We start from the raw sequence: 21,449 nt of genomic DNA, 5'->3' as shown, positions 1-21,449 counted from the left end.
CTACAGTTGGATCGGGGGCAGTCAGGTGGGGATTGGTTGGCTGGCAGGCCGTTATCGCCAGCAGGCTGGCTCCCACAAGGGATTGAGGTGGTCGGGGAGGGATTGGTCGGCTGGCAGGCCGCCATCGCTGGCAAGCCAGCTCCCACAGGGATTGAGGTGGTCTGGGAGGGATTGCTCGGCTGGCAGGCCGCCATCGCTGGCAAGTCGAGTCGTCGCACCGCAGCTCCCACAAGTAGCCCGGTGCCCACAAAATCCAGGCACACCACAAAAACCTGTGGGAGCCGGCTTGCCGGCGATGACGGTGAGTCAGTCACCACAGATGTCGGCAGTGCCGGCCCCATCGCTGGCAAGTCGAGTCGTCGCACCGCAGCTCCCACAGGGAATTGTGTCGGGCAGTCAGAAACAGGTCGGCTGTCAGGCCGCCGTGGCGTGCTTCTCAAAAGGCCGAGTGTCAGCTCGCCTCGCTTTTGATCTTGATCTGCCGGCCCCTTCGGAAGGCTGAGTGGAGGGGTTCATCCGGGGGTGGGCGCGCAGCGCCGTTTGGCGCAGCCAAACACATCGGAAGGAGGTGCAGCGAAGCAAACCGTAGCCGATGCCCCGGATGAATCCCGGAGCGAGGGGCCGTACGCCGGGGCCAGCCTTTTTGGTTACTTTTTTCTGGGCCGGCATTCCGGGCGTTTGAAAAAAGTGACCCGCCGTAAGGGCGGAACCCTAAGCCGCCGTTACCGCAGAAACGGATATGTACTCAACCAAAACTTAGCCTGGTCGGTCCAAAGACCGCCAAGGCCACAAAGATCAAAAGCCAAGAAGCCGAAACTGACAGCGCCGTCAGCCAGCCGTCACCCTCCCGACCCCCAAACCCGTTTATAAAGACACAACCTGCCCCAACTCCGTCCCCCTGGCGCCCACCGCATGCACATCCAGAAGAAACCCGCCCTGCTCGCCACCCTGCTGATCGCCCTGGCAGCCGCCGGCCTGTGGTACATCGCCAAACCCGCCCCGGCCAAACTGGCGGCCCCCACCGCCATCCCGGTGCAGGTCGTCAGCGTCAGCGAACAGGACGTGCCGCGCTACACCAGCGGCATCGGCTCGGTGCTCTCGCTGCACAGCGTAGTGGTGCGCCCGCAGATCGACGGCATCCTCACCAAGCTCTGGGTCAAGGAAGGCCAACTCGTGAAGGCCGGCGACCTGCTCGCCACCCTCGACGACCGCTCGATCCGCGCCAGCCTCGACCAGGCCCGGGCGCAACTGGGCGAGAGCCAGGCGCAGCTGCAGGTGGCGCTGGTCAACCTCAAGCGCTACAAGCTGCTCAGCGTCGACGACGGCGTGTCGAAGCAGACCTACGACCAGCAACAGGCGCTGGTCAACCAGCTCAAGGCCACCGCCCAGGGCAATCAGGCGTCGATTGACGCGGCGCAGGTGCAACTGTCCTACACCCAGATCCGCTCCCCGGTCACCGGCCGCGTCGGGATTCGCACGGTCGATGAAGGCAACTTCCTGCGCATGACCGACACCCAGGGCCTGTTCACCGTGACCCAGATCGACCCGATCGCCGTGGAGTTCTCCCTGCCCCAGCAAATGCTGCCGACCCTGCAAGGCCTGATCGCCGACCCGCAGCACGCGCAGGTCAAGGCCTACATCGGCGCCGACACCGACGGCGAGACCGGCAACCTGCTGGGCGAAGGCCACCTGACCCTGATCGACAACCAGATCAACGCCAACACCGGCACCATCCGCGCCAAGGCCGAGTTCGACAACCCCGGCCAGAAGCTCTGGCCCGGCCTGCTGGTGACGGTGAAGGTGCAGACCGCCCTGGATAAAGACGCCCTGGTGGTGCCGCCGACCGTCGTCCAGCGGGGGCTCGATCAACACTTCGTTTACCGGGTCAACGGCGACAAGGTCGAAGCGGTGCAGGTGCAGATGGTCTATCAGGGCAGCGGCCAGGACATCATCCAGGGCGTGAAGGCCGGCGACATCCTGGTCAGCGACGGCCAGTCGCGGCTCAAGCCCGGCTCGACCGTGCAGGTGATGAATGAACCGGCGCAGGTGGTGCAAGCGGAGCCGAAGCCATGAGCGTGCGCGGCGGGATGTCCGGGTGGTGCATCGATCACCCGGTGGCGACGATTCTTCTGACGTTCGCGTTGCTGCTGGTGGGGGCGATTGCCTTCCCGCGCTTGCCGATCGCCCCACTGCCGGAAGCGGAATTTCCGACGATCCAGGTGTCCGCGCAATTGCCCGGCGCCAGCCCCGACACCATGGCGTCGTCGGTGGCCACGCCGCTGGAGGTGCAGTTCAGCGCCATTCCCGGCATGACCCAGATGACCTCCAGCAGCGCCCTGGGCTCCAGCCTGCTGACCCTGCAGTTCACCCTCGACAAGAGCATCGACACCGCCGCCCAGGAGGTGCAGGCCGCGATCAACACCGCCGCCGGCAAACTGCCCAAGGACATGCCGACGCTGCCGACCTGGAAGAAGGTCAACCCGGCCGACAGCCCGGTGCTGATCCTGAGCGTCAGCTCGACGCAAATGCCCGGCACCGAACTGAGCGACCTGGTGGAAACCCTGCTGGCCCGCCAGATCAGCCAGATCGACGGCGTCGGCCAGATCAACATCACCGGCCAGCAGCGCCCGGCCATCCGCGTGCAGGCGTCGGCCGACAAACTGGCGGCCATCGGCCTGACCCTGGCCGACATCCGCCAGGCGATCCAGCAGACCAGCCTCAACCTGGCCAAAGGCGCGCTGTACGGCGAGTCGAGCATTTCCACGCTGTCGACCAACGATCAACTGTTCCATCCCGAGGAGTACAGCCAGCTCATCGTTTCCTACAAGGACGGCGCCCCGGTTCACCTCAAGGATGTCGCCAAAGTCGTCAACGGCTCGGAAGATGCCTACGTGCAGGCCTGGGCCGGCGACCAGCCGGGGGTGAACCTGGTGATCTCCCGCCAGCCGGGGGCCAACATCGTCGAGACGGTGGACCGGATCCAGGCCGCCCTCCCCGCCTTGGAGGCCATGCTGCCGGCCTCGGTGCAGGTCAAGGTGCTGATCGACCGCACCCAGACCATCCGCGCCTCGCTGCATGAGGTCGAGATCACGCTGATGATCGCGATTCTGCTGGTGGTGGCGGTGATGGCGCTGTTCCTGCGCCAACTGTCGGCGACGCTGATCGTGTCGGCGGTGCTCGGCGTGTCGCTGACCGCCAGTTTCGCCCTGATGTACCTGCTCGGCTTCAGCCTGAACAACCTGACCCTGGTGGCGATCGTGGTGGCCGTGGGGTTTGTGGTGGACGACGCGATCGTGGTGGTGGAGAACATCCACCGTCACCTGGAGGCCGGCGACGACATGCGCGAGGCCGCGATCAAGGGGGCCGGCGAGATCGGCTTCACCGTGGTGTCGATCAGTTTCTCGCTGGTGGCGGCGTTCATTCCGTTGCTGTTCATGGGCGGCGTGGTCGGTCGGCTGTTCAAGGAATTCGCCCTGACCGCCACCTCGACCATCATGATTTCGGTGCTGGTGTCGCTGACCCTCGCGCCGACCCTTGCCGCCCTGTTCATGCGCCGGCCCACGCACCACGCCCACGACAAGCCCGGCTTCAGCGAGCGCCTGCTGGCCGGGTACGAGAAAGGCCTGCGCCATGCCCTGGCCCACCAGAAACTGATGCTCGGCGTGTTCGGCCTGTCGTTGGCGCTGGCGATCGGTGGCTATGTCTTCATTCCCAAGGGGTTCTTCCCGGTGCAGGACACCGGTTTCGTCCTCGGCACCACTGAAGCTGCCGCAGACATTTCCTACGGCGACATGGTGAAAAAACACCTGGCCATGGCCGAGATCGTCGCCGCCGACCCTGCCGTGCAGGCATTTTCCCACTCGGTCGGGGTCTCCGGCAGCAACCAGACCATCGCCAACGGCCGCTTCTGGATCGCCCTGAAAAAACGCGGTGACCGTGACGTCAGCGCCAGCCAGTTCATCGACCGCATCCGGCCCAAACTGATGAAAGTACCGGGCATCGTCCTCTACCTGCGCGCCGGGCAAGACATCAACCTCAGCTCCGGCCCGAGCCGGGCGCAATATCAGTACGTGCTCAAGAGCAACGACGGCGCGACCCTGGCCACCTGGACCCAGCGCCTGACCGAAAAGCTGCGCGGCAACCCGGCGTTCCGCGACATCTCCAACGACCTGCAGCTGGGCGGCAGCATCACCCACATCAGCATCGACCGCAGCGCCGCCGCGCGTTTCGGCCTGACTGCCAGCGATGTCGACGAAGCGCTCTACGACGCCTTCGGCCAGCGGCAGATCAACGAGTTCCAGACCCAGGTCAACCAGTACAACGTGATCCTGGAGCTGGACACCAAACAGCGCGGCAAAGCCGAAAGCCTCAACTACTTCTACCTGCGCTCGCCCCTGAGCGGGGAAATGGTGCCGCTGTCGGCGCTGGCCCGGTTCGACCCGCCCACGGTCGGCCCGTTGTCCATCGCCCACGACGGCATGTTCCCGGCCGCCAACCTGTCGTTCAACCTGGCGCCCGGCGTGGCGCTGGGCGATGCGGTGATCCTGCTCAACCGGGCCAAGGCCGAGATCGGCATGCCCACCGCCATCAGCGGCAATTTCCAGGGCGCGGCCCAGGCGTTCCAGAGTTCGCTCAAGAGCCAGCCGTGGCTGATCCTGGCGGCGCTGGTGGCGGTGTACATCATCCTCGGCGTGCTGTACGAAAGCTTCGTGCACCCGCTGACGATCATCTCGACCCTGCCGGCGGCGGGCCTCGGTGCGGTGATCATGCTGTGGCTGTGCGGCCAGGACTTCTCGATCATGGCGCTGATCGGCCTGGTGCTGCTGATCGGCATCGTGAAGAAGAACGGCATCCTGATGATCGACTTTGCCCTGGAGGCCCGGCGCAACCGGGGGCTGGCGCCGCAGGAGGCGATTTTCGAGGCCTGCCTGACGCGGTTCCGGCCGATCATGATGACCACCCTCGCCGCCCTGCTCGGCGCCCTGCCGCTGATGCTCGGCTACGGCACGGGCGCCGAACTGCGCCAGCCGCTGGGCATCGCGGTGGTCGGCGGCCTGCTGGTGAGCCAGGCCCTGACGCTGTTCACCACGCCGGTCATATACTTGTGGCTCGAACGGCTATTCCATCGACCTGCACCGGCGCCCGCCGCGGCGCTGGCGACCACAGACTGAGGCAGGGTCATGCGCGTCCTGATTATCGAAGACGAAGAAAAAACCGCGGACTACCTGCACCGCGGCCTGACGGAACAGGGCTACACCGTGGACCTGGCCCGCGACGGCATCGAGGGCCTGCACCTGGCGCTGGAAGGCGACTACGCGGTGATCGTGCTCGACGTCATGCTGCCGGGCCTGGACGGCTTCGGCGTGCTGCGCGCGCTGCGGGCGCGCAAGCAGACGCCGGTGATCATGCTCACCGCCCGGGAACGGGTCGAGGACCGGATCAAGGGCCTGCGCGACGGCGCCGACGATTACCTCGGCAAGCCGTTCTCGTTCCTGGAACTGGTGGCGCGCCTGCAAGCCCTGACCCGGCGCAGCGGCGGCCACGAGCCGGTGCAGGTGAGCATCGCCGACCTGTGGATCGACCTGATCAGCCGCAAGGCCACCCGCGCCGGCACCCGCCTGGACCTGACCGCCAAGGAGTTCTCGCTGCTCAGCGTGCTGGCCCGGCGCCAGGGCGAGATCCTGTCCAAGACCGCCATCGCCGAGATGGTCTGGGACATCAATTTCGACAGCGACGCCAACGTCGTCGAGGTCGCGATCAAGCGCCTGCGGGCCAAGCTCGACGGGCCGTTCGACGAGAAGCTGCTGCACACCATCCGCGGCATGGGATATGTGCTGGAGAGCCGCGGTGTCCAGTAACTCGATTGCCCTGCGCCTGAGCGGCCTGTTCACCCTGGTGGCGCTGCTGGTGTTCCTGCTGATCGGCGGCGCGCTGTACCAGCAGGTGGACAAGGGCCTGGGCCTGCTGCCGGAAGCCGAGCTCGACGCACGCTACAGCGTGCTGGAGTCGGCGCTCAACCGCTTCGGCACGCCCGAGCACTGGGTGAAGATCAACGCCAAGCTCAACCTGCTCGGCGAAGAGGACAAGCGCATCCGCTTCTGGGTGGTCAGCGGCGATCCGGGTTATGAGTACGGCAGCCCGGACGCCCTGATCCGCGCCTTCGCCCAGGGGCCGCTGGGCATGCGCGACCTGCAACTGCCCGGCCACGCCTACCCGCTCAAAGTGCTGCTGACCGAACTGCCGGCCAAGGATCAGCGCCCACCCCTGCGCTTCATGATCGGCATCGACACCGAGACCTTCCACGAGACCCAGCACCGCTTGCTGATCGCCCTGGTCAGCCTGGCGGCCGTCGGCGTGCTGCTGGCCTCGGCGCTGGGCTACTGGGTGGCGCGGATCGGCCTCAAGCCGTTGATCAAACTGTCCCAGGAGGCCCAGCGCCTGGCGCCACCCTTGCGGGCCGGGCGCTTGCGCCTGTCGCCGCTGCCGCCGGAGCTGGCGCAGTTCGTCAGCTCGTTCAACTCGACGCTGGAACGGGTCGAACAGGCCTATTCGCGGCTGGAGTCGTTCAACGCCGACGTCGCCCACGAACTGCGCTCGCCGCTGACCAACCTGATCGGCCAGACCCAGGTCGCCCTCACCCGGGGGCGCTCGGCGGAACATTACTTCGAAGTGCTGCAATCGAACCTCGAAGAGCTGGAGCGGCTGCGTTCGATCATCAACGACATGCTGTTCCTGGCCAGCGCCGACCAGGGCAGCAAGGCCACCAAACTGACGCAGACTTCGCTGGCCGACGAGGTGGCCACCACCCTCGAATACCTGGACTTCATCCTCGAAGACGCCCAGGTGCAGGTGCAGGTCAGCGGCGACGCCCAGGTGCGCATCGAGATCGCCCACCTGCGCCGGGCGCTGATCAACCTTTTGAGCAATGCCGTGCAGCACACGGCGCCGGGCCAGGTGATCGAGGTGCACATCGAGGTGCAAGAGCATCAAGTCAGCATCGGCGTGGCCAACCCCGGCTCGCCGATCGCCGGCGAGCACCTGCCGCGGCTGTTCGAACGCTTCTACCGGGTGGATGCGTCGCGCAGCAACAGCGGCAACAACCACGGCCTGGGGCTGGCCATCGTCAAGGCGATCGCGCTGATGCACGGCGGCGACGTGTTCGTGCAAAGCGACCGCGGCATGAACACCTTCGGCATGCACTTGCCGGTCTGACGCCCGGGATCTTTGCCTGCGCTGTAACAGTCATTTATGAAAATCACGCTGTTTCCCGGTGTCCGGCGACCTTATCTTTGCCCGCAACCACACAGCACTTGCCAAGCAAGAAGGTTTTCGAGATGTCCAACAGTATGGGAATTGCCAGCGCGTTCGTTTTGTCCTCATTGATCCTGTCGCCTTTGGCGATGGCCGAAGAATCCCAGTCGTTCGTGGCGCACAACGCCGCCCGCGCCCAGGCCTTCGAGCAGCATCAGGCAGAGATGATGGCCAAGGCCCAGAACGCCGCGCAGTCCCCGCAGGCCGCCACTTCCCAGGCACAGCCGTCGCTTGAGAAAGACAGCTGAGCCGCGCTCCTTCCGATTTCCCTCGACGCGGTCGTTTGGCTCTTCCCGTTCGACCGTCGTCACTCCAGGCCGCTGAATTTCAGCGGCCTTTTTTTCGTTGTGGTCTGAAGGCCGTCCGGATCGTCTTTAACAATTAGAAACATCCCGCCCCTCAAGCGATTGAAGAGAACGTTGACCCAAGGAGCTTTACCGCACGTGCGTTACCCAGTCCGTTTCACCCCGCTGTTCATTGCAGTCGCCGCAACGATTGCCCCGGCAGCCCAGGCCGCCGAACCCGAGAAGGCAGGCTTCGTCGAAGGTTCGAGCCTCAACCTCAACGCCCGCAACTACTACATGAACCGCAACCGCCTGCAGCAGGCGGACGACAACATCGAGTGGGGCCAGGGCTTGCTCGGCAAGTTCGAGTCCGGCTACACCAAAGGCACCGTCGGCTTCGGCGTCGACGCCCACGCCATGCTTGGCCTGAAGCTCGACGGCGGTGGCGGCACCGACAACTCCAGCATCCTGCCGGTGAGCGACGGCAGCGGCAAAGCGCCGGGCTCGTTCTCCACGGCCGGCGGCACCCTGAAAATGCGCGCGTTCGACACCGAGCTCAAGGTCGGCGACCTGTTCCTCACCAACCCGGTGATCGCCGGCGGCGAGAGCCGCATGCTGCCGCAGACGTTCCGCGGCCTGAGCCTGACCAACCGCAGCTTCGACGGCTGGCTGATCGAAGGCGGCCAGGCCAGCTTCACCAAGCCCTACAACCAGAGCGGCCACAAGCGCATCGGCACTTCCTACGGCAGCCTCCCCGACGGCGACGAAAGCCGTCACCTGAACTGGGCCGGCGTGGCCTGGAGCGGCGTCGAAGGCCTGACCAGCAGCCTGTACGCCTCCGAACTCAAGGACATCTGGAACCAGTACTACTACGACCTGGACTACACCTGGGCGCTGAACGATCTGGTCAGCCTCAACCCCGGCCTGCACTACTACCACACCCAGGACACCGGCGAGGCGCTGCTGGGCGACATCGACAACAACACCTGGAGCGTGCACTTCACGGTCGGCATCGGCAGCCACAGCCTCACCGCCGCCTACCAAAGGGTCAACGGCAACACGCCGTTCGACTACATCAGCCAGGGCGACAGCATCTACCTGGACAACTCCCAGCAGTACTCGGACTTCAACGGCCCCAACGAGCGCTCGTGGAAGCTCAAGTACGCCTACGACTTCGCCGGCGTCGGCCTGCCGGGCCTGACTTCGGCGGTGTCCTACTCGCGCGGCACCCTGGACCTGACCAAGACCGACCCGAACAGCCCCGGCTACGCCGCGTGGTACAGCGCCGAGGGGCGCAACGCCAAGCACTGGGAACGCGACGTCGACCTCAAGTACGTGGTGCAGAGCGGCCAGGCCAAAGACCTGGCGGTGCGCCTGCAATGGGCGACCAACCGTGGCGGCAACGGCTACGGCGCACTGGACTCCGACACCGATGAATACCGCGTGATCATCGACTACCCGATCAACGTCTTCTAAGATCGGCGCTACGCTAGAGGATCGGCCTGACCCTCAGGCCGTTCCAATATCCTGTGGGAGCGAGCCTGCTCGCGATGGCGGTGCATCAGCCAACATCCAGGTTGCTGAAGGATCGCCATCGCGAGCAGGCTCGCTCCCACAATGGTATCTGCAGGCCTACGCTTACAAAAATCCACAACCGAACGCCCACCATGATCGCAAGCCGCACCCCACCTGCTTCGGGCAAGACCGGACGTTCCGTGCCGCTGCTGATTCTCGGCAGCCTGCTGACCGTCGTCGCGATCGTGTGCATCGTCACCTTCCTGCTGATCCGCGAGCACGCCAACGCCCAGGAATCGGCCACCCGCAGCGCCACCACCATCGCCCAACTGATCGACGCCGATGTGCTGCGCACCGTCGAGCTGTACGACCTGACGCTGCAAGGCCTGATCGCCGCCGCCCAGCGCGAGGACCTCAAGCACGTGTCGCCGCAGATCCGCCACATGGCCCTGTTCGACCGCTCCACCGCAGTGCGCTTCAAGGGCGACATCCTGCTGCTCGACAAGCACGGCGAGGTGGTGGCCGACTCTTCCCGGGTCGAGCCGAAACCGGGCAACTTCGCCGACCGCGACTACTTCCTGGCCCATGCCTTCAACCGCGACGCGGGCCTGTTCATCAGCCGTCCGTTCAAGACCCGCTGCGACTGCGACGAGGCCGACCAATGGCGGATCAGCTTCAGTCGGCGCATGTCTTCCGACACCGGCGAATTCATCGGCGTGGCGGTGGCGTCGATGAAGCTCGATTACTTCGACCAGCTGTTCAACAGCCTCGACATCGGCGTCGACAGCACCCTGAACATCATCAACAGCGACGGCCTGCTGCTGGCACAGAAGCCTTACCTGCAAAGCGACTCCATCGGCAAGAGCTTCGCCAACCGGCCCAACGTGATCCGGATCCTCGGCGACAGCGGCGGCAACGGCAGCTTCAACAGCATTTCCAGCATGGATCTGCGGCAGCGGCTGTACACCTACTCCCGGGTCGGCAATTTGCCGCTGACGGTGATCGTCGCCCTGTCCGGCGATGCGGTGTTCGGCGCCTGGCAGCGCACGGCGATCCTGATCAGCGGCGCCACCGGCGTGCTCTGCGCCGGCCTGCTGTGGCTGACCTGGCTGCTGGCCCGGGAACTGCGCCTGCGCCACCGGGCCGAGCGGGAGTTGGCGCAGCTGGCGGCCACCGATGCCCTCACCGGCGTGGCCAACCGGCGCATGCTCGACCAGTCGCTGCGCCACGAGTGGTTCCGCGCCCAGCGCTCGGGCAAGCCGTTATCGGTGCTGATGATCGACGCCGACCGCTTCAAGGCCTTCAACGACCGCCACGGGCACCAGGCCGGGGACCGGGCATTGCAGGCGCTGGCCCGGGTGGTCAGCGCGAACGTGCGGCGCCCGGCGGATCTGGTGGCCCGTTATGGCGGCGAGGAGTTTTCGGTGATCCTCGCCGAGACCGACAGCGCCGGCGCCCGGCAGATCGCCGAGCACATCCGCGCGGCGGTGGAGCAGTTGCCCCACGCGGACGGCGATGAGGCGCCGATGACCGTGAGCATCGGCGTCAGTACCTGGACGACGGCAATGGACTCAAGCCTTGAGCAACTGCTGTTTGCGGCGGACAAGGCGTTGTACCAGGCCAAGGAAGGTGGGCGCAACCGGGTGGTGGTGGCCTGAGCCTTGAGCTGACGGTGCTGACGCCATCGCCAGCAGGCTGGCTCCCACAGGGGGCACCGGGTGTTCGCAAGATTCATGCGCACCACTACAACTGTGGTGGCTGCCCCACTGCCATCACCAGGGGGCTGGCGCCCGCTGTGCAACGAATCCGGGCATAAAAAAAGGCCACCCAAAGGTGGCCTTCAAAAAACTAGAGAGGTTTTTTACTTACACCGCCGCAACCGGGCGCATGTAAGAGATCGGAGCGGTGCTGGCGTCTTCGAACGTCACGACTTCCCACGCATCTGTCTGCTCAATCAACTTGCGCAGCAGCTGGTTGTTCAGTGCATGACCGGACTTGAAGCCCTTGAACTCACCGATCAGGCTGTTGCCCAGCAGGTAGAGGTCGCCGATCGCATCGAGGATCTTGTGCTTAACGAACTCGTCTTCGTAGCGAAGGCCGTCTTCGTTCAGCACGCCATCGGCATCGACCACGATCGCGTTTTCCACGCTGCCGCCGAGTGCGAGGTTGTGCTTGCGCAGGTACTCGATGTCACTCATGAAGCCGAAGGTACGGGCGCGGCTGACTTCCTTCACGAACGACGTGCTGGAGAAGTCCACGCTTGCACTTTGGGTGCGGTCGCGGAAAACCGGGTGATCGAAATCGATCTCGAAGCTCACCTTGAACCCGTCGAAAGGGACGAAAGTGGCGCGCTTGTCGCCGTCTTCCACGGTCACTTCCCGCAGGATGCGGATGAACTTCTTGGCGGCGTCCTGCTCTTCCAGGCCAGCCGACTGAATCAGGAATACGAAAGGTCCGGCGCTGCCATCCATGATCGGGACTTCGGACGCGGAGAGCTCGACGTAGGCGTTATCGATGCCCAGGCCAGCCATGGCCGAGAGCAAGTGCTCCACCGTGTCCACCTTCACGTCACCGTTGACCAGCGTCGTCGACATGGTTGTCTCGCCGACGTTGGCGGCGCGGGCCGGGATCTCGACGACTGGGTCGAGGTCGGCACGACGGAAGACGATCCCGGTGTCGATCGGCGCAGGCTTGAGGGTCAGGTAGACCTTCTCGCCGGAGTGCAGGCCAACACCGGTGGCACGGATAATGTTTTTCAGTGTGCGTTGTTTAATCATGGCATGGGCCGCTTCAGCGCAAATTGCGAACTGGTATCAACAAAGGCTGGCGATGATAGCAGACCGAGCCTTTGCTGAACACCAATCACCTGAATACCCCTGATACATTTCATCAATCGGCCTGACGACGCAGGAAAGCCGGGATGTCCAGGTAGTCCAGGTCATCTTGCGGATTCATCTTCGCGGCAGTCGCAGCACCGGCCTGGGCCTGGTTGCGCATGACGGTCGGACGGTCCAGGTCACGGTAGTTCACCGCTGGCTGCTCCTGACGTGCAGGGGCCTGCTGCGGCTGTACCGGGGCGGCGGCCATGGTGGTGTGGACGGTGTTGTCGATGACCTTCACAGGCTTCTCGATCTTGGCGCCCAGACCGGTGGCGACCACGGTCACGTGCAGCTCGTCGCGCATGTCCGGATCGATCACGGTGCCGACCTTGACCATCGCGTGCTCGGAGGCGAAGGCTTCGATGATCGAACCCACGTCGGAGTACTCGCCCAGGGACAGGTCGGGACCGGCGGTGATGTTCACCAGGATGCCGCGTGCGCCCTGCAGGTTCACGTCTTCCAGCAGCGGGTTGCGGATGGCCGCTTCGGTCGCTTCGCGCGCACGGTTCGGGCCGCTGGCGCAGCCGGTGCCCATCATCGCCATGCCCATTTCGCTCATCACGGTGCGCACGTCGGCGAAGTCGACGTTGATCATGCCCGGACGCTTGATGATGTCGGAGATGCCGCGCACGGCGCCGGCCAGCACGTCATCGGCCTTGGCGAAGGCGGACAGCAGGCTGGCGTCCTTGCCCAGGATGGTCAGCAGCTTCTCGTTCGGGATGGTGATCAGCGAGTCGACGCTTTCGGACAGCATGCGGATGCCTTCGTCGGCGATCTGCATGCGCTTGCGGCCTTCGAACGGGAACGGACGGGTCACGACCGCAACGGTCAGGATGCCCATTTCCTTGGCCACTTCGGCGATGATCGGCGCCGCACCGGTGCCGGTGCCGCCGCCCATGCCGGTGGTGATGAACACCATGTTGGTGCCGGCCAGGACTTCAGCGATGCGCTCGCGGTCTTCCAGCGCGGCCTGACGGCCGACTTCCGGGTTGGCGCCCGCACCCAGGCCCTTGGTCACACCGGTGCCCAGTTGCAGGATGGTGCGCGCACCGATGTTCTTCAGGGCCTGGGCATCCGTGTTGGCGCAGATGAACTCGACGCCTTCGATGTTGCTCTTGACCATGTGATTGACGGCGTTGCCGCCGCCACCGCCGACACCGATAACCTTGATTACCGGGCTTGCGGGGATGTTGTCTACGAGTTCGAACATTTTCCCTCTCCTTACATTCTCTAGTTTTTTCGCCTACTGCCGTTTGTTGCGGTGCTGCGGTAAAGCTTCAGAAATTGCCTTGGACCCACTTCTTCAGTCGGTCGAGCAACGGCGCCTGCGGCTCGTCGTTGCTGTAGCTGTCGCGGCTGCCGATGCCCGAGAACGAGATCCCGTCGGACTGCTTCTGCAGGCCGTACATCAGCAGGCCCACGCCGGTCGAATAGATCGGGTTGCGCACCACGTCGTCGAGGCCCTTGACGCCGTGCGGCACGCCCAGGCGCACCGGCATGTGGAAGATTTCCTCGGCCAGCTCGGTGGCGCCTTCCATCTTCGAGGTGCCGCCGGTCAGGACGATGCCCGCCGGAATCAGGTCTTCGTAGCCGCTGCGGCGCAGTTCGGCCTGGATCAGGGTGAACAGCTCGTCGTAGCGCGGCTCGACCACTTCGGCCAGGGCCTGGCGGGACAGCTCGCGCGGCGGACGGTCGCCGACGCTCGGCACCTTGATGGTCTCGCCGGCGCCGGCCAGCTTGGCCAGGGCGCAGGCGTAGCGGATCTTGATCTCTTCGGCGTACTGGGTCGGGGTGCGCAGCGCCATGGCGATGTCGTTGGTCACCTGGTCGCCGGCGATCGGGATCACCGCCGTGTGGCGGATGGCGCCTTCGGTGAAGATCGCGATGTCGGTGGTGCCGCCGCCGATGTCCACCAGGCACACGCCCAGTTCCTTTTCGTCGTCGGTGAGCACCGAGTAGGCCGAGGCCAGTTGCTCAAGGATGATGTCGTCGATTTCCAGGCCGCAGCGGCGCACGCACTTCTCGATGTTCTGCGCGGCGTTGACGGCGCAGGTGACCACGTGGACCTTGGCCTCCAGGCGCACGCCGGACATGCCCAGCGGCTCGCGCACGCCTTCCTGGTTGTCGATCACGTAGTCCTGCGGCAGGGTGTGCAGCACCCGCTGGTCGGCCGGGATCGCCACGGCCTGGGCGGCGTCGAGCACGCGCTCAAGGTCGGCGGAGCTGACTTCGCGGTCGCGGATCGCCACGATGCCGTGGGAGTTCAGGCTGCGGATGTGGTTGCCGGCCACGCCGACGAACGCCGAGTGGATCCGGCAGCCGGCCATCAGCTGCGCCTCTTCGATGGCGCGCTGGATCGACTGCACGGTGGATTCGATGTTCACCACCACGCCTTTCTTCAGGCCGCGGGACGGATGGGTGCCGATCCCGACGATATCGAGCGTGCCGTCGTCAGCGACCTCGCCTACCAGCGCCACCACTTTGGAGGTGCCGATATCCAGACCGACGATCATTTTGCCGCTTTGCACGTTTGCCATGGGTCCTGCCTCTTCTTAATTCTTTGCGACAGCGGGTTGGGCTGCCGGCGGCGCTACAGGTTCCCGCCAGCCAACGGCCAGGCCGTTGGCGTAGCGCAGATCGATGCGCGCAATGTTCGTAATCTGTTCTTTGAGCGTCTTGTCGTAGATGGCAATGAAGCGGCGCATCTTTTCCACCAGGTTGCCGCGTCCCAGCAGCAACTCGATGCCGGGGCCGGAACTACCGGCACCGGTGGTCAGGAACCAGCTGCCCCGCTCGCGCAGTTCCAGGCGCGCGATCGAGAAGCCCAACGGCCTGAGCATCTGGCTCAGCACCTGATACTGCTGCATCACTTGCTGCTGGGCCCGCTGGGGGCCGAACAGCTGCGGCAGGTGTTCGTAGTTCGCCAGTTCCTTGGGCGTGAACGCCTGGCCCTGGTTGTTGAGCAGCGACTCGTCGCCCCAACGGGCCACCGGCAACTGCTCTTCGAGGCGGATCACCACCTGGTCCGGCCACACCCGACGCACTTCGGCGTGGGCGATCCACGGCATCTGCTCAAGCTCCGTGCGCATGCTGGCCAGGTCGATGGTGAAGAAGCTCGACGCCACGTACGGGGCGATCCGCTGCTGCACCGCCTGCTGGCTGATGTAGCTCAGGTCGCCCTGCACCGCGATCTTGGTGATCGGCCGGTCGGCGTACGGCAGCAGCCGCTGCGCGCCTTCGTAGGTGCCGAACCCCAGGGCCACCAGCAGCACCGGCCAGAACAGCCCTTTGAGGAAGCCGAAATTGGCTTTGGGCAGGCGCGCGGACATCGGCTCTTTGGCCACCATGCGGCTGGCGCCCCGCGGCACCGGCTTGCGGCCGGGTGCGGAGGGCTGATGTCTGAGCTGTGCGCCTTGCATGGCCTTAACCTCGCGCGTCTGCTTCGACACTGGCGGCCAGGATGGCCAGAACCAGTTGCTGGAAATCCAGACCGGCGGCCCGGGCCGCCATCGGCACCAGGCTGTGGTCGGTCATGCCCGGAGCGGTGTTCACTTCCAGGAACCAGAACTGCCCGTCGGCGTCCTGCATCACGTCCGCACGTCCCCAGCCGGCGATGCCCAGCGCGTCGCAGGCCTTGGCCGTCAGGTCCATGAGTTCCTGTTCCTTGGCGGCATCGAGCCCGCACGGAATGCGGTACTGGGTATCGTTGGCGATGTACTTGGCGTCGTAGTCGTAGAACGTGTGGGGCGTGCCCAGGGCGATCGGCGGCAACACCTGGTCGCGCAGGGTGGCGATGGTGAACTCCGGACCCTGGATCCATTGCTCGACCAACACTTGCGAATCGTAGGTACTGGCCGCTTTCCAGGCGTCGATCAACTCGGACGCGGAAGTCACTTTGGCCATCCCGATACTTGAACCTTCATGGGCCGGTTTGACGATCAAAGGGAAGCCCAGTTCCGCCGCCGCCGAAATACAGTCCGCTTCGCTGCGCAGCACGGCGTGGCGCGGCGTCGGGATCCCGAGGCTGTGCCAGACCTGCTTGGTGCGCAGCTTGTCCATGGCCAGCGCCGAGGCCAGGATGCCGCTGCCGGTGTACGGAATGCCGGCGACTTCGAGCAGGCCCTGCATGCTGCCGTCCTCGCCGCCACGACCGTGGAGGATGATGAACGCGCGGTCGATCTTCTCGCTCAACAGGCGCTGCAGCAGGTCGTCGCCCACGTCTATGCCGAACGCGTCCACGCCGGCGCTCTGCAGCGCGGCGAGCACGGCGTTGCCGGACTTCAGCGAGACTTCACGCTCGGCGCTCTTGCCGCCGAACAGCACGGCGACGCGGCCGAAGTCTTTCGGCGCGATGGTGGAGAACAGGTTCGCGTAGGCAGCACTCATTTCAACTTCCCCTCGACCGGCGCCGCGACGGCCCCGGCGAACAACTCGCTTTTCAACAGTTTCGGCGCCAGGCCGCCGATGTCACCGGCGCCTTGGCACAGCAGAATGTCGCCGGCGCGCAGCAGCGGCTTGACCACCGGCGCCAGATCGGCGCCACGCTCGATGTAGATCGGGTCGAGCTGGCCGCGCTGACGGATGCTGTTGCACAGCTTGCGGCTGTCGGCGCCGGGGATCGGCTCTTCGCCGGCCGGGTAGACCTCCATCAGCAGCAGCACGTTGGCGTCGGCCAGCACGTTGACGAAATCGTCGTACAGGTCGCGGGTGCGGCTGTAGCGGTGCGGCTGGTAGACCATCACCAGGCGGCGCTCAGGCCAGCCGCCGCGCACGGCCTTGATCACGGCCGCGACTTCGGTCGGGTGGTGGCCGTAGTCGTCGACCAGCATCACGTTGCCGCCGTCCACCGGCAGCTCGCCGTAGACCTGGAAGCGCCGGCCCACGCCCTGGAAGCCCGACAGGCCCTGGACGATGGCTTCGTCGCTGACGCCTTCGTCGGTGGCGATGCAGATGGTCGCCAGGGAATTGAGCACGTTGTGGTTGCCGGGCATGTTCACCGACACCTCCAGCGGCTCGCGGTCGGGGCGCAGCACGGTGAAGAAGGTCTGCATGCCTTGCTGGCGCACGTTGATCGCGCGCACGTCGGCGTCTTCGCTGAAGCCGTAGGTCACGGTCGGACGCTTGACCTGCGGCAGGATCTCGCGCACCACCGGGTCGTCCAGGCACATCACCGCCAGCCCGTAGAACGGCAGGTTGTGCAGGAACTCGACGAAGGTCTTCTTCAGCTTGTTGAAGTCGCCGTCGTAGGTCGCCATGTGGTCGGCGTCGATGTTGGTGACCACGGCCACCAGCGGCTGCAGGTGCAGGAAGCTCGCGTCGCTCTCGTCCGCCTCGGCGACCAGGTAGCGGCTGGTGCCCAGCTGCGCGTTGGTGCCGGCGGCGTTCAGGCGCCCGCCGATGACGAAGGTCGGATCCAGGCCGCCGGCCGCGAACACCGAAGCGATCAGGCTGGTGGTGGTGGTCTTGCCGTGGGTGCCGGCGACGGCGATGCCGTGGCGGTAGCGCATCAGCTCGGCCAGCATCTCGGCACGGGGCACCACGGGAATGCGACGCTCAAGGGCGGTCGCCACTTCCGGGTTGGAGGTGTTGACCGCGCTCGACACCACCAGCACGTCGGCTGCGGCGGCGTTCTCGGCACGGTGGCCGATGAAGATCTGCGCGCCGAAGGACTCCAGGCGCTCGGTGACCGGGGAAGCCTTCAGGTCCGAGCCGGACACGGCGTAGCCCAGGTTCAGCAGCACCTCGGCGATGCCGCACATGCCCACGCCGCCGATGCCGACGAAGTGGATGCGGCGGATGCGGCGCATTTCCGGTTGCGGCATGGCTTTCTGATTCTCAACCATGGGCCACCTCCAGGCAGGTGTCGACCACGCTACGGGTGGCATCGGGTTTGGCCAGACGGCGGGCCGCTTGGGCCATTTGTTCGAGTCGTTGCGGTTGCATCAAGACCTCTGTCAGGCGCGCGGCAAGGTCCGCTGCGCCGGTCGTTCTTTGCGGCATCAGGAAGGCAGCGCCTTCGCGGGCCAAATAATCGGCGTTGCGGGTCTGGTGATCGTCGATGGCGTGGGGCAAGGGCACCAGCATCGAAGGCAGACCGGCGGCGGCCAGTTCACTGATGGTCAGGGCGCCTGCGCGGCACACCACCAGGTCAGCCCAGCCATAGGCCTGGGCCATGTCTTTGATGAACGGCTGCACCTGCGCGTCGACGCCGGCGGCGCGGTAGCGCTCTGCAGTCACTTCATCGTGGTGCTTGCCGGCCTGGTGGAACACCTCCGGACGCAGGTCGGCAGCGACTTGCGCCAGGGCTTCAGGCAACAGCTTGTTCAACGGTTCTGCGCCCAGGCTTCCGCCCAGGATCAGCAAACGTGCCTTGCGACCGGCCAGGGCCTGCCGCGGCGTTTCGAGGAACAGCTCGCTGCGCACCGGGTTACCGGTGGTGCGGCGGCTGTCCGACAGGGTAAAGGTGTCGGGAAACGCTTCACACACCCGGGCGGCGAACGGCACCAGCATCCGATTGGCGGTGCCGGCCACGGCGTTCTGCTCGTGAACGATCACCGGCACGCCGGCCAGCTTCGCGGCGACACCGCCGGGGCCGGTCACATAACCGCCGAAACCGACCACGCACACCGGCTTGAGGCGGCGCATCACGGCACGGGCCTGCAGCACCGACTTGAGCAGCATGAACGGCGCCTTGAGCAGCGACAGCTTGCCCTTGCCCCGCAGGCCGGTGGCGTTGATGCGGTGCAGTTCCAGGCCTGCGGCCGGCACCAGGTCGTTCTCGATCCCGCGCGGGGTGCCGAGCCAGTGCACGGTGTAGCCGCGCGCCTGGAACTCGCGGGCACAGGCCAGCGCCGGGAACACGTGGCCGCCGGTGCCGCCGGCCATGATCAATACGTTAGCGCCCATGGTTCGGCTCCTCGGCGAAGTCGCTCTCATGGAATTCCATCTCTTCGCTGCCCAGGTGCGTGCGGCTCTCCCACTCGATCCGCAGCAGCAGGCCGAGGCAGGCGCAGCAGATCACCAGGGAGCTGCCGCCGTAGCTGAGGAACGGCAAGGTCAGGCCCTTGGTCGGCAGCAGGCCGACGTTCACGCCGATGTTGATCAGGAACTGGCCGATCCACAGGAACGACAGCCCGTAAGCGACATAGGCGGCAAAAAACTGTTTGGCCTTCTCGGCCCACAGGCCGATGTACATGCCACGGATGCACACGAACACGAACAGCGCCACAGTGCACAGCGAACCCACGGCGCCCAGCTCCTCGGCCAGCACCGAGAACACGAAGTCGGTGTGGGCTTCCGGCAGGTAGAACTGCTTCTGCACGCTGTTGCCCAGGCCGACGCCCAGCCACTCGCCGCGGCCGAACGCGATCAGCGCCTGGGACAGCTGGTAACCGGCGCCGAACTGGTCGGCCCACGGGTCGGCGAAGTTGGTCAGACGCGCCATCCGGTACGGCTGCATCTGGATCAGCAGCACCACCGCCGCGACCGCCAGCACCACCATCAGGGAGAACCGGAACAGGCCGACGCCGCCCAGGAACAGCATCGCCGCGGCCGCGCCCATCATCACCACGGTGGCGCCGAAGTCCGGCTCCATCAGCAGCAGGCCCGCCATCGGCAGCAGCACGATGAACGGTTTGAAGAAGCCCATCCAGCTTTCGCGCACTTCCTTCTGCCGGCGCACCAGGTAGCCGGCCAGGTAGATCACCACGAACACCTTGGCGATCTCGGAGGGCTGCACGTTGAAGAAGCTGAAGCCGATCCAGCGCATCGAGCCGTTCACCTCCCGGCCGATGCCGGGAACGATCACCATCACCAGCAGGCCGAAGGCGCCGATCAGCATCATCCAGCCCATGCGCTGCCAGGTGGCGATCGGGATCATCATGGTCACGACGCAGGCGCCCAGCCCCAGCACGATGTAGATCAGGTGGCGGATCATGTAATAGAGGGCGCTGCCCGACTGGGCCGCCGCCACTTCGGTCGACGCCGAGGCGATCATGATCAGCCCGAGCCCCAGCAGCGCCAGGCAGCCGGCGAGCATCGGGAAGTCGAGGTCGATGCCGCGTCCGGTGATGATCGGCGACGGGTACGGCTTGATGATCCCTTTGAGGCTCATGCCAGATCCTCCACGGTGCGGACGAACTGGTGGCCCCGGTCTTCGTAGTTCTTGAACATGTCGAAACTGGCGCAGGCCGGCGACAGCAGCACCACATCGCCCGGACGGGCGGCGGCGCGGCATTGCGCAACGGCTTCGGCCAGGGAGCCGGCACGGATCAGCGGCACGGCGTCGCCGAGGGCCTCGCCGATCTTGTCGCTGTCGCGGCCCATCAGGACCACGGCGCGGCAGTGGGCCGCCACCGGATCGCGCAGGTCATGGAATTCGGCGCCCTTGCCGTCGCCGCCGGCGATCAGCACGATCTTGCCGTCGATGTCCGCGCCCAGGCCTTCGATGGCGGCCAGCGCGGCGCCGACGTTGGTGGCCTTGGAGTCGTTGTAGTAGCCGACGCCGTCCACGTCACGCACCCACTGGCAGCGGTGCTCGAGACCGGCGAAGTTGCGCAGCGCCGCGAGCATCGCGTCGAACGGCAGGCCGACCGCATGGCCGAGCGCCAGCGCCGCCAGGGCGTTGGACTGATTGTGGGCGCCGCGGATCTTCAGTTCGCGCACCGGCATCAGGTTCTGGAATTCGAAGGCCAGCCACTTCTCGCCGTCCTCTTCGCGAATGCCGAACGCCTTGAAGTCCGGTTTGGTCAGGCCGAAGGTCCAGCACGGCTGGCCCTCGCCCATCAACGGACGGCTCAGGGCGTCTTGGCGGTTGACCACGAACTGCTTGGCGCCCCGGAAGATCCGGTGCTTGGCCAGGTGGTAGGCCGGCAGGCCGCTGTAGCGGTCCATGTGGTCTTCGCTGATGTTGAGCACAGTCGCCACTTCGGCGTTGAGCTGGTCGGTGGTCTCCAACTGGAAACTCGACAGCTCCATCACGTACAGCTCGACGTCGTCGCTCAGAAGGTCCAGCGCCGGCGTGCCGAGGTTGCCGCCCACCGCCACGCGTTTGCCGGCGGCAGCCGCCATCTCGCCGACCAGGGTGGTGACGGTGCTTTTCGCGTTGGAGCCGCTGATGGCCACGATCGGCGCCTTCGCGTTGCGCGCGAACAGCTCGATGTCGCCGGACAGTTTCACGCCACGGGCCGCTGCGGCCTGCAGGGCCGGGGTCGCCAGCGCCAGGCCGGGGCTCACGTAGAGTTCGTCGGCACGGCACAGGAACTCGACGTCCAGCTCGCCACAACGCACTTCCACGTGCGGATAGTCACGCTTGAGCGTGGCCAGTTCCGGCGGGTTTTCCCGCGTGTCGGCCACCGCAAACGCCACGCCCCGGTTCGCCAGGAAGCGAACCAGGGACATGCCGCTCTTGCCGAGGCCGACAATGATGCGGAAGTGGTCGGAAGCGATCAGGGACACTCGT

The 21,449-nt window shown here is 65.7% G+C and carries 16 protein-coding genes; 7 read left to right on the top strand and 9 right to left on the bottom strand.

All coding sequences use genetic code 11. The features are described from left to right. Positions 1–912 precede the first annotated feature (912 nt). The 7 genes from CAG31_RS21385 to CAG31_RS21355 all read left to right on the top strand — a co-directional run bounded on the left by CAG31_RS21385 (position 913) and on the right by CAG31_RS21355 (position 10,768). Positions 913–2,073: an efflux RND transporter periplasmic adaptor subunit gene (locus CAG31_RS21385; protein ID WP_085584875.1), complete on the top strand. Its 1,161-nt coding sequence runs from the start codon at positions 913–915 to the stop codon at positions 2,071–2,073. Beyond that, positions 2,070–5,171 carry a multidrug efflux RND transporter permease subunit gene (locus tag CAG31_RS21380; protein ID WP_085584873.1) on the top strand — a complete coding sequence of 1,034 codons (3,102 nt, stop codon included), beginning with the start codon at positions 2,070–2,072 and terminating at the stop codon, positions 5,169–5,171. Before CAG31_RS21385 ends, CAG31_RS21380 begins: the two co-directional genes overlap by 4 nt. Positions 5,172–5,180: 9 nt before the next feature. Then, on the top strand, positions 5,181–5,858 hold the full coding sequence (locus CAG31_RS21375) for a heavy metal response regulator transcription factor (protein WP_085584871.1): 678 nt from the start codon (positions 5,181–5,183) through the stop codon (positions 5,856–5,858). Further along, positions 5,848–7,212 carry a heavy metal sensor histidine kinase gene (locus CAG31_RS21370; protein ID WP_085584869.1) on the top strand — a complete coding sequence of 455 codons (1,365 nt, stop codon included), beginning with the start codon at positions 5,848–5,850 and terminating at the stop codon, positions 7,210–7,212. The genes CAG31_RS21375 and CAG31_RS21370 overlap by 11 nt, the downstream gene beginning before the upstream one ends. A gap of 122 nt (positions 7,213–7,334) precedes the next feature. Continuing rightward, complete coding sequence (locus tag CAG31_RS21365; protein ID WP_085584867.1) at positions 7,335–7,559, top strand: hypothetical protein; 225 nt, start codon at positions 7,335–7,337, stop codon at positions 7,557–7,559. Between the two features lie 195 nt (positions 7,560–7,754). Continuing rightward, complete coding sequence (locus CAG31_RS21360) at positions 7,755–9,071, top strand: OprD family porin (RefSeq protein WP_085584865.1); 1,317 nt, start codon at positions 7,755–7,757, stop codon at positions 9,069–9,071. Between the two features lie 191 nt (positions 9,072–9,262). Beyond that, complete coding sequence (locus CAG31_RS21355) at positions 9,263–10,768, top strand: sensor domain-containing diguanylate cyclase (protein ID WP_085584863.1); 1,506 nt, start codon at positions 9,263–9,265, stop codon at positions 10,766–10,768. A 207-nt stretch (positions 10,769–10,975) separates the two neighbouring features. Here the strand turns inward: CAG31_RS21355 and lpxC are convergent, their stop codons facing one another. The 9 genes from lpxC to murD form a co-directional block, all read right to left on the bottom strand. Further along, entirely contained in the window at positions 10,976–11,887 is a 912-nt protein-coding gene (lpxC, locus tag CAG31_RS21350; protein ID WP_085584860.1) for a UDP-3-O-acyl-N-acetylglucosamine deacetylase, read from the bottom strand. Positions 11,888–11,999: 112 nt separating this feature from the next. Continuing rightward, positions 12,000–13,199, bottom strand: coding sequence for a cell division protein FtsZ (gene ftsZ, locus CAG31_RS21345; RefSeq protein WP_085584858.1), 1,200 nt, complete (start codon positions 13,197–13,199; stop codon positions 12,000–12,002). A 67-nt stretch (positions 13,200–13,266) separates the two neighbouring features. After that, positions 13,267–14,526: a cell division protein FtsA gene (gene ftsA / locus CAG31_RS21340; RefSeq protein WP_065261511.1), complete on the bottom strand. Its 1,260-nt coding sequence runs from the start codon at positions 14,524–14,526 to the stop codon at positions 13,267–13,269. Between the two features lie 15 nt (positions 14,527–14,541). Next, positions 14,542–15,408 (bottom strand): cell division protein FtsQ/DivIB, encoded by an 867-nt coding sequence (locus CAG31_RS21335; RefSeq protein ID WP_085584856.1) that lies wholly within the window; start codon positions 15,406–15,408, stop codon positions 14,542–14,544. A 4-nt stretch (positions 15,409–15,412) separates the two neighbouring features. Further along, positions 15,413–16,375 (bottom strand): D-alanine--D-alanine ligase, encoded by a 963-nt coding sequence (locus tag CAG31_RS21330; RefSeq protein WP_085584855.1) that lies wholly within the window; start codon positions 16,373–16,375, stop codon positions 15,413–15,415. Next, positions 16,372–17,832, bottom strand: coding sequence for a UDP-N-acetylmuramate--L-alanine ligase (gene murC, locus CAG31_RS21325; RefSeq protein ID WP_085584853.1), 1,461 nt, complete (start codon positions 17,830–17,832; stop codon positions 16,372–16,374). The genes CAG31_RS21330 and murC overlap by 4 nt, the downstream gene beginning before the upstream one ends. Continuing rightward, a complete protein-coding gene (gene murG, locus CAG31_RS21320) occupies positions 17,825–18,895 on the bottom strand; it encodes an undecaprenyldiphospho-muramoylpentapeptide beta-N-acetylglucosaminyltransferase (RefSeq protein ID WP_085584851.1) in 1,071 nt (356 codons plus the stop codon). Before murG ends, murC begins: the two co-directional genes overlap by 8 nt. Then, complete coding sequence (ftsW, locus tag CAG31_RS21315) at positions 18,885–20,102, bottom strand: putative lipid II flippase FtsW (protein ID WP_085584849.1); 1,218 nt, start codon at positions 20,100–20,102, stop codon at positions 18,885–18,887. Before ftsW ends, murG begins: the two co-directional genes overlap by 11 nt. Next, positions 20,099–21,445 carry a UDP-N-acetylmuramoyl-L-alanine--D-glutamate ligase gene (gene murD, locus CAG31_RS21310; protein ID WP_085584847.1) on the bottom strand — a complete coding sequence of 449 codons (1,347 nt, stop codon included), beginning with the start codon at positions 21,443–21,445 and terminating at the stop codon, positions 20,099–20,101. Before murD ends, ftsW begins: the two co-directional genes overlap by 4 nt. Positions 21,446–21,449 lie beyond the last annotated feature (4 nt).

Source organism: Pseudomonas sp. R25(2017), from assembly GCF_002112565.1.
GTDB classification, from domain to species: domain Bacteria; phylum Pseudomonadota; class Gammaproteobacteria; order Pseudomonadales; family Pseudomonadaceae; genus Aquipseudomonas; species Aquipseudomonas ekonensis.
The sequence above is the reverse complement of the archived record's forward strand: the minus strand, read 5'-3'. Positions and strand labels throughout refer to the sequence as shown.